At 59.7% G+C, this 7927-nt stretch carries 9 protein-coding genes and 1 pseudogene; 3 read left to right on the top strand and 7 right to left on the bottom strand.

Annotation, left to right across the window (positions count from 1 at the left end):
• On the bottom strand, positions 1 to 430 hold a 430-nt coding region (locus ENZ74_RS14470; RefSeq protein WP_245470955.1), incomplete at its 3' end, for a hypothetical protein.
• A 154-nt stretch (positions 431 to 584) separates the two neighbouring features.
• On the opposite strand from ENZ74_RS14470, the gene ENZ74_RS14465 reads away from it, so the two are divergent.
• Complete coding sequence (locus tag ENZ74_RS14465) at positions 585 to 1334, top strand: DUF1236 domain-containing protein (RefSeq protein ID WP_127273922.1); 750 nt, start codon at positions 585 to 587, stop codon at positions 1332 to 1334.
• A gap of 128 nt (positions 1335 to 1462) precedes the next feature.
• On the opposite strand, the gene ENZ74_RS14460 is transcribed toward ENZ74_RS14465, so the two are convergent.
• A complete protein-coding gene (locus tag ENZ74_RS14460; protein WP_013531546.1) occupies positions 1463 to 1627 on the bottom strand; it encodes a DUF3309 family protein in 165 nt (54 codons plus the stop codon).
• A 156-nt stretch (positions 1628 to 1783) separates the two neighbouring features.
• Complete coding sequence (locus tag ENZ74_RS14455; protein WP_013531545.1) at positions 1784 to 2401, bottom strand: NAD(P)H-dependent oxidoreductase; 618 nt, start codon at positions 2399 to 2401, stop codon at positions 1784 to 1786.
• 307 nt (positions 2402 to 2708) lie between these two features.
• Here ENZ74_RS14455 and ENZ74_RS14450 point away from each other — a divergent pair, with 307 nt between their 5' ends.
• Entirely contained in the window at positions 2709 to 3545 is an 837-nt protein-coding gene (locus ENZ74_RS14450; protein WP_063168027.1) for an alpha/beta hydrolase, read from the top strand.
• Positions 3546 to 3571: 26 nt separating this feature from the next.
• Here ENZ74_RS14450 and ENZ74_RS14445 read toward each other — a convergent pair whose 3' ends face one another.
• The 4 genes from ENZ74_RS14445 to ENZ74_RS14430 all read right to left on the bottom strand — a co-directional run bounded on the left by ENZ74_RS14445 (position 3572) and on the right by ENZ74_RS14430 (position 7239).
• Positions 3572 to 4912 carry a sorbosone dehydrogenase family protein gene (locus ENZ74_RS14445; protein ID WP_013531543.1) on the bottom strand — a complete coding sequence of 447 codons (1341 nt, stop codon included), beginning with the start codon at positions 4910 to 4912 and terminating at the stop codon, positions 3572 to 3574.
• A complete protein-coding gene (locus tag ENZ74_RS14440; RefSeq protein ID WP_050580528.1) occupies positions 4909 to 5349 on the bottom strand; it encodes a DUF2231 domain-containing protein in 441 nt (146 codons plus the stop codon). The genes ENZ74_RS14445 and ENZ74_RS14440 overlap by 4 nt, the downstream gene beginning before the upstream one ends.
• A gap of 132 nt (positions 5350 to 5481) precedes the next feature.
• Positions 5482 to 6099, bottom strand: a complete 618-nt coding sequence (locus ENZ74_RS14435) for an alpha-ketoglutarate-dependent dioxygenase AlkB (protein ID WP_063168028.1) — start codon at positions 6097 to 6099, stop codon at positions 5482 to 5484.
• Between the two features lie 390 nt (positions 6100 to 6489).
• Positions 6490 to 7239 (bottom strand): Crp/Fnr family transcriptional regulator, encoded by a 750-nt coding sequence (locus tag ENZ74_RS14430; RefSeq protein WP_082826458.1) that lies wholly within the window; start codon positions 7237 to 7239, stop codon positions 6490 to 6492.
• Between the two features lie 571 nt (positions 7240 to 7810).
• Between ENZ74_RS14430 and ENZ74_RS35110 the strand changes: the two are divergent.
• Positions 7811 to 7927 (top strand): annotated as a pseudogene (locus ENZ74_RS35110) (PRC-barrel domain containing protein); the annotation flags it as partial.

The raw sequence follows: 7927 nt of genomic DNA, 5'->3' as shown, positions 1-7927 counted from the left end.
CTGCGGCGATGGCATGCGAATACTCCCATTGGCGCCGCAGCAGCTCCCAGTTTTCAGGGAGGACAGTCCAGTTCCGGGTCGCCTGATTGATTGGATAGGTCAGCGTCCAGAAGGCAAACTGCGTGGCGCCGATGCTTAGAAAGGCGACAACAACCAAGCCGAAAGATGCGCTCGCTCGATAGAGCAGGATCGCCAGGGCGGCCGTGGAGAGCAATGCTCCCAGCACCACGATGCCGAACAGGCTCCATCCATCATAGGCGCGCTGCGCAGCCAGATAGTTTGGCCCGTCGAGCTTCATCTTGTTGAACATAGCGAAGAAATGCGCGGCGGCCGGAGCGAAAGCCAGGGCAACGAAAATGAAGCTGACCACTCTCAGACTATAGATTGCCATGTCGGTCTCCTCTCCGGAGACAGCTAGGGCAATCGCCAAGGTTGAAAAGGTCGCTTTAACGGCGGCTTCCGCCCGCGATCGTATGATCTCAAGCGGGGTCGTTTTTTAGCACTCACGCATCTATCTCGGAACATTTTTTTTGGGTGCTGGTTCTACCCAGTGAAGGGACGAACCTTACCCAGGGAGATTTCCCATGAAACGTGTTCTCATTACCAGCATGCTGGCCATCGGGCTCGGCTGTGGAACGGCGGCGGCTCAGACACAACAGACCGAAAGCCAATCTGGCGCAGACGCCAACTGCGCTTCCGGGCAGGCTGACTGCCAGAACGGCTCCAAGATGGGCGAGCAGGCCCAGGGCAAAGCCAAGCTGAAGACCGACGAGCAGGCTCAGGGCAAGGCCGGCACCACCACCGACCAGCAGGCCCAGGGCAAGGCCAAGCTGAAGACCGATGAGCAGGCTCAGGGCAAGGCCAGCACCACCACCGACCAGCAGGCCCAGGGCAAAGCCAAGCTGAAGACTGACGAGCAGGCTCAGGGCAAGGCCGGCACCACCACCGACCAGCAGGCCCAGGGCAAGACCAAGATGCAGACCGACGAGCAGGCTCAGGGCAAGACCGGCACCACCACCGACCAGCAGGCCCAGGGCAAGGCCTCGACACAGGATACGACGTCGACCGGTTCCATCAACAACGTGACGGTGGAGCAGAAAACCCAAGTCACTCAGATTATCCGGGAGACGAAGGTCGAGCCTGTGTCCAATGTCAATTTTGACATCAGCGTCGGCGTCGAAGTTCCGCGGCACAAGGTCAGGCTGCATCGGCTGCCGGCTCGTATCGTCAAGATCGTTCCCGCTTACGAAAGCTACGAGTATTTCGTGCTTGCGGACGGTCGGATCGTCATCGTTGATCCGGATACGTTCAAGATCGTGCTGATTTTGACCTGATATGTCCGACGAGTGGTCCGCCCTCCAGAGGGCGGACCGTCATTGCCGGACTGCTATGGATTCAAAGCAACTCCGAAGAGAACCGCAAGCGGCAGGTGATACAATCTGCCACCGCATGGCGGACTCGGCTAGAGACGCCCGAGCACGACCAGGATTATGACTATAAGCAGCAGAAGACCGAGGCCGCCGCCCCCGTAATAGCCGGTGCCGTAGAATGGCCCGCCGCCAAGTCCACTAAAGCCGCCAAGCAATGCGATAATCAGAATGATGATAAGAATTGTGCCGAGACCCATGACTTGCTCTCCTGTTTGCGGCTTCGCGCCGTGTAGACGGAGCGGCGGTCGCCGGCTGATGAGAATATGAACTCGCTACAAGCCTTCCTGTTCCCGATTGAGACCTCATCGACGCTGCAATGTCTGGCCGCTCAAAGTTGTTTAGGCGAACAAAGGTCATCCCGAGACGCCCGAATAGCCCTGGTCTTTCAGCAATCCAGCGAGATGGGCGGCGTTTGAGGCTGCCATTTCGATCGCACCCGAGACTTTTTCCGGAGTTGCCGGCAGGTCGACATAGTTGACGTCCTCCATCGCCTCGCCAACCCAGTAGACCCCGCCATTGGCCGGGATGGTGAAGCCGACATCGTTCAATGCCTGAAAGCATTCCGCGTGGCAGTGATGCGCACCGTCCTCATTACCGACGATGGCCACCAGGGCCACCTTTCCTGCTGCCGGCATTCGCCCTCTGTCATCCGTCTCCTCGAGAAAGGCATCCATCCGCTCCAGGACGCGCTTGGCCACACTCGAGGGCTGGCCAAGCCAGATCGGAAGCCCGAGCACGAAGATGTCGGCCGCCAGTATCTTCTTTCTGAGTTTCGGCCAATCGTCGCCCTCGCCCATGTCGGAGAGCACGCCGGGCTTGATATCGTGGCTGAGCGCACGCACGATCTCGCCCTTCACATCGTATTGCATCAACGCCGCCAGGACATCGGCGAGCAACCGATCGGTGGAGGATTTTTCCCTGTCGTTCGAAGCTTTGAGCGAGCAATTGAGTGCGAAGGCCGTAAGCGGCATGTGAATCTCCCTGCATTGTCCTAATTGCAAACCGCCGCGACGACTTCGCGACTGCCCATTCGCCCGTTGCGGGATCGCCCGGCATTCTAACGCCAGGGTTAAATGCTTGTTCCGCAGGCGGACCAACAGGGCCGGTGGATGGCCCCCTCCTCCCACTTGGTGACGGTCGAGCCGGCTCAGAAAGCGGGCTGGTCCTTGAGCACAGACGTTGGAGAACGGACAGCGGCGAGCGACGCAGATTGAACTGGTGGGGCAACCTATTCGTTCGCTCTTCGTTTTCTTCTGAGTTCCCGAAAATGGATAGACGATGCTCGTCCAGACCCTCGAAGCAGGCGATATGCAGCTGGCGGTATCCACGGCCGGCGATCCGCGCCGACCGGCCTTGATCCTTCTGCACGGCTGGCCCCATTCCCGGAAAATCTATGATGGTGTGCTCGATGAACTCGGCACGCGATACTTTACGCTGGCTTTCGATCTTCCGGAGATCGGTGAATCGCGTGGCACTCCGCCGTCGGCGGAAAAGAAGGTTCTTGCCGATATTGTGATTTCAGCCGCCGAGGCGCTTGGGGCCAAATCCATCGTCGTTGCAGGCTTCGATGTGGGCGGCATGATTGCCTTCGCTGCTGCTCGCCATCATGGCGGTCGCATCGTCGGCGCGGTGCCGATGAATACGGTTATCCCCGGCCTTCATCCATGGACGAAGGTAGTCGCAAACCCGGGCATCTGGCACTTTGCGTTTCATGCGGTGCCTGAGTTACCGGAGTTGCTGGTGACGGGCCATCAACGCGCCTACTTCGATTTTTTCTTCGATCTGCTCGCCGGCCGTCCCGAAGCATTGACCAATGAAATGCGGGAGACGTTGACGCAGGCCTATGCGAGGCCGGAGGCACTTAAGGCCGGCTTTGATTGGTATCGCGCGTTCAAGCAGGATGCCGAGGCCAATGCCCCGGCGCGCATCGAAGTTCCGATCCTTTATATCCGCGGCGACGCGGATTTTGGATCGATTGACGATTACCTCGAAGGTCTGAGGATGTCTGGCGCAAAGAACCTGCAAGGTCACATGATCGCCAACTGCGGCGAATTCCTGCCGATCGAGGCACCGGCAGAATTCGTCAAGGCGCTGGTGGAATTCGCACCGAGATAGTGAAGCGATCAGCGTTATGCAGGTGCCTACTGGCTCGTGGAAGTTACGCGCCAGACCGTGTTCCCGACATCGTCGGCGATCAGCAGCGCGCCGGATTTGTCGACGGCAACGCCGACGGGCCGCCCGTGCGCCTTGTTGTCCTTGCCGAGGAAACCGGTGACGACGTCCTGCGGCTTGCCATCTGGATGACCGTCTTTAAACGGCACGAAAACGACCTTGTAGCCGTTGAAGCTCTTGCGGTTCCAGCTACCATGCTCGCCAACAAAGGCGCCGTTGCGATAGAGCTCCGGCAGGTTGGTTCCAGTGTAGAACGTCAAGCCCAGAGGTGCGACGTGGGAACTCAAGGCATAGTCGGGAGGGATCGCCTTGGCGACGAGGTCCGGCCGCTGCGGCATCACGCGCGGGTCGACATGCTGACCATAGTAGCTGTACGGCCAACCATAGAACGCGCCGTCCTTGACCGAGGTCATGTAGTCGGGAACCAGGTTAGGACCGAGCTCGTCGCGCTCGTTGATCACAGCCCACAGCGCGCCGCTCTGCGGCTCCCAACTCAGCCCGTTGGGATTGCGCAGGCCGCTCGCGAAAATACGATAGCGGCCAGTGGCCCTGTCGACTTCCCAGATGGCGGCCCGGTCCTTTTCCGCCTGGATGCCGTTCTCGGTGATGTTGCTGTTGGATCCGATGCCGACATACAGCCGAGACCCGTCGGGGCTGGCCACGAGAGACTTTGTCCAGTGGTGATCGATAGGTCCGCCGGGCAATGGCGTCAGCACGGCGCCCGGCGCGGTGATCTTGGTGTCGCCCGACGTGTAGGGATAACGCACGATGGCGTCGGTGTTGGCGACGTAGAGATCGTTGCCGACCAGGGCCACGCCAAAGGGCGAATTGAGATGATCGAGGAAGACCTCCTGGACATCGGGCAGACCATCGCCGTTCGTATCCCGCAGCAGGGTGATACGGTTGCTTCCTTCGGTGCCGCCGCCCGAGGTCGCCATCGACTCGATCCAGCCCATGATCAGGTCTTTCGGCCGCTTGATCGCGGCACCGGGCGGCGCCACGGATTCGACCACCAGAACGTCACCATTCGGCAATGTGTAAAGCGAGCGCGGATGCCTCAAGCCCTTGGCAAAGGCCTGGATTTGCAAACCCTTGGCGACGGTCGGCTTCTCGTCTTGTTTCCAACCGACGACCGACGCGACATGCATGGGCGGCACCAGATACTGAATAGGTTCAGGCAGCGTCGGGTTTGCTCCGACCTGATCGGTGGGATCCGGTTCGTTATCGCTGCATGCGGGCAGCGCCAAAATCGATCCGAACAGCAGACCGAGGCTCGCGATACGCCGGATATGTCTGGCGGAGACATTCATTCGACCACCTCCACTTGAGTGTGGCCGGAGCTCCATCCCAGCAGTCCCAGCAAGAGGATAACGATCACGGCGACGGCGGACAGGATGAGCCCCGTCGGCACGACCGAGGTCCAGGCATCACGGCTGTGCACCAGTGCGTTGAAGAGCGATATGACGAGCACGACGAGGCTGCCAAGGAGATATGGCCATGCAGGCCCGGCTTGACGGGCAAGTCGGCCGGTAGACAAATCGACAAGTGCTGCAAGGACCGCGAGCACGCCTACAACCAGGCCGGCAAGGAGCAGCCAGGCGGAAAAATCTGCCCACATCATTTCAGCGCTTCGCCAATAGGCAACGTCGGTCAGCAATGTGCCGACGAAACATGCGTTTGCGACCGCCATCGGCGTTTTATGGAACGGACGCCTGGCTGCCACCAACACGGATCGGGCACGGGCCATGGACATTCTCCACCTTTGAAGCTGTACCTGTCCTCCAAACCAACTTGTGGTTGGGAGGTTCCCGGAACCGTTTTGCGTTCAAGAACTCGTGATGGCGCTGGCAATGCGACAGAACGGCTCGGCGCGCGATGCTCATGCGGAGTTGGCGCGCAATGTCCTCAAGGTGATCGAGTAGCGGTGCAGGTCAACCGCCGGAATGCTGTGCTCCCATTCCATGCGCGATGGTCCGGTCATGAGATACGCCGACCTTGGTTCGACGACGATGGTCCGGCGGTCCCATTTGGTGCCATTCTTCCGCCGGAGCCGGAAGCTGCAAGGCGCCAGCAACGAAACACCCGCAACGTCTTCGAAATGAGGCTTGTCTCGATGCCAGCCGATGCAGGCGCCGGGCCGGTATTCGTTGATCAACACTTGCGCGAAGGCGTTGGCGGGCCGGCCTGCCAACGCTGCGATCTTGTCGCGCAGGGACAGCAGGAAGTCAGGGATCGGCGGCGCCTCGACGACCTGGCGTCTGTCGTAGTCGTAACGCAGGCCAAAACCGACGACGCGCCGGTTTGCCAGATGGCCATGGAAATCGAACGCCTCGAACGGCAGGCCTTCCAGATGCCGGGCGAGTTCCGTTTCTTCTTGCGCCGTGATCAACTCGGGCTGATAGAAGAAACCTTCCGGTAGGTCGTCGGCAGCACCAAAGAGATCGTGCTGAAGCCCGGATGAGCCGGAGTCGAGTGTTTTCGATTTGGGTGTCGCCATCCCAGCTAAGATGGTGAAGGCCAGCCCGCCTGGCAATATCGGAACCTGGCCAGCCAATCTGCACCCACCCTGCGGACGTCACCACAACGACGGACAGGGCCTGCCAATCCGGATTTTATCGAGGGACTGTATTCAACTCAGGATTTCGCGAGCATGCCTTGAACGCGACCGAGGGAGTTTGCGTGCATGTACGTACGGTTCTTACCAAACCGTGAGCTTTCGTTGCCAGTTGCTTGTCGGCAACTAGATTGGCAACGCGGCATCCCCAAAACATGCCGCAGTGGCCGGCGCGGGTTTAGGCAACGGTGTCTCACCGGCATCATCGCGCCGGCCACTCGAAATGTCCGCTGGCGGCTCTGTGGCGGAGAAGCCTCTGTTGGCCCGGCGCGCTCAAACGAGAGGCCGCTCCTGCCTCGCGGGATGCTTCGAGCCCAAATCTCCGATCAGCCGGCGGTACTGGGTTTCGGGTGGACCGTAAGAATCTCGCGCCAACGTCATGAGACCGTCTCGATCGCGGATCGTAATCTCTCCGCGGCGCGCTCGGATATAACCGTAACTTTCGATCATCTGGAGGCCGACGGTAACCCCCGGACGCCTCACACCAAGCATGATGGACAGAAATTCATGGGTTATCATAAGCCTGTCGCCGACAGTGCGGTCGCTGCACATCAAAAGCCATCTTGCCAGTCGAACTTCCAGGCTCTGCCGCGCGTTGATCGATGCCGTATAGCTTGTCTGAACATGGAAATATTGGACATAGCGCAACAGGAACGACCGCAATGTAGGGCTGTCCTCCAGGGCTTCGACGAAGGGGGCAGCCTCTATCCGGAGAGCCTCGCATGTCGACTGGACGTAACAATCAAAGTTGGCCTGGTCGTCCCCCATGACCAGGGCCGAACCGGTCATTCCTTCGAACCCGATGATTCCGACTTCGGCTTCGGTCGCAGGCGAAGTCCTCGCCACTACCGAGGCCAGCCCGCTTTCCAGAAAATAGACGGCTTCGATCTTCTGCCCCGCGGTCTCCAGCGGCGCGCGCAACTCAAGAAAAACACTCGCCAGATGCGGACGTAGCCGCGCGAAATCGTCCGCGCTCATCCGGCGAAGCAATTCGCTCTTGGCTTGCAGTGTCTGGTAATCCACGAGACTCTTTTCCCTTGGGCAAGAGCACTGGGATCTCTTAGCCGGCCGCGCCCGTCGAACGAGCGGACGGTAACGAACCATAGACTTCGTCTCGCGCAGCACTAGACGGGCGGGCGCGTTGGTATGAAACCGACAGTTACTGCTGAAGACTCGAAGGCCTTGTTGGCTGACTATCTTTCGCCAGCAAACGAGCCTCCCGCAGGATAGAGGCGCGATCGAACCCGAGGAGCGATATGATTTCGCGTATCTGTTGTTCAGTGGCGCCTGTATCCCGCGCCAGCGCGGTCATCGCGCCCAATGGCAGACCGGGGTGCTCGGGCTCCTTCGCCGTGCAACACCATGCCTCGTGATGGGCAAGAGCGATGGTCACTCCCAAGCGTCAGCGCCCCAACTGTGCTGCTGACGATTTCCTTTTGTACGCTTCCGTACGGAGCTTTGCGAGTCAATTCGGACGGAGGCTGAGTTGAGGCTTCTAGCGTCCTTGCGTCGTCCGTCCGTCGCCCCCGGAATTGTTCGGAACGATTGCTCGGCTGAGAGGTTCAAATATTCCACCCAACAGGAGTCTCGAAAGATGGATCACACCAACCACGTACGCCTCACAAGCACCGAACTGACACCAGACATTCTCGAAGACGCCACGATTTACGACGCAGACGACAACAAAGTCGGCAGCGTTTCGCATGTGCAC

This window comes from Mesorhizobium sp. M7A.F.Ca.CA.002.15.2.1, from assembly GCF_003998715.1.
Classification (GTDB): Bacteria; Pseudomonadota; Alphaproteobacteria; order Rhizobiales; family Rhizobiaceae; genus Mesorhizobium; species Mesorhizobium ciceri.
The sequence above is the reverse complement of the archived record's forward strand: the minus strand, read 5'-3'. Positions and strand labels throughout refer to the sequence as shown.

Excerpts from the sequence above, each read along its gene's own strand:
- ENZ74_RS14450 (WP_063168027.1), top strand. The coding sequence starts at position 2,709 with ATGCTCGTCCAGACCCTCGAAGCAGGCGATATGCAGCTGGCGGTATCC.
- ENZ74_RS14460 (WP_013531546.1), bottom strand. The coding sequence starts at position 1,627 with ATGGGTCTCGGCACAATTCTTATCATCATTCTGATTATCGCATTGCTT.
- ENZ74_RS14445 (WP_013531543.1), bottom strand. The coding sequence starts at position 4,912 with ATGAATGTCTCCGCCAGACATATCCGGCGTATCGCGAGCCTCGGTCTG.
- ENZ74_RS14440 (WP_050580528.1), bottom strand. The coding sequence starts at position 5,349 with ATGGCCCGTGCCCGATCCGTGTTGGTGGCAGCCAGGCGTCCGTTCCAT.
- ENZ74_RS14465 (WP_127273922.1), top strand. The coding sequence starts at position 585 with ATGAAACGTGTTCTCATTACCAGCATGCTGGCCATCGGGCTCGGCTGT.
- ENZ74_RS14435 (WP_063168028.1), bottom strand. The coding sequence starts at position 6,099 with ATGGCGACACCCAAATCGAAAACACTCGACTCCGGCTCATCCGGGCTT.
- ENZ74_RS14455 (WP_013531545.1), bottom strand. The coding sequence starts at position 2,401 with ATGCCGCTTACGGCCTTCGCACTCAATTGCTCGCTCAAAGCTTCGAAC.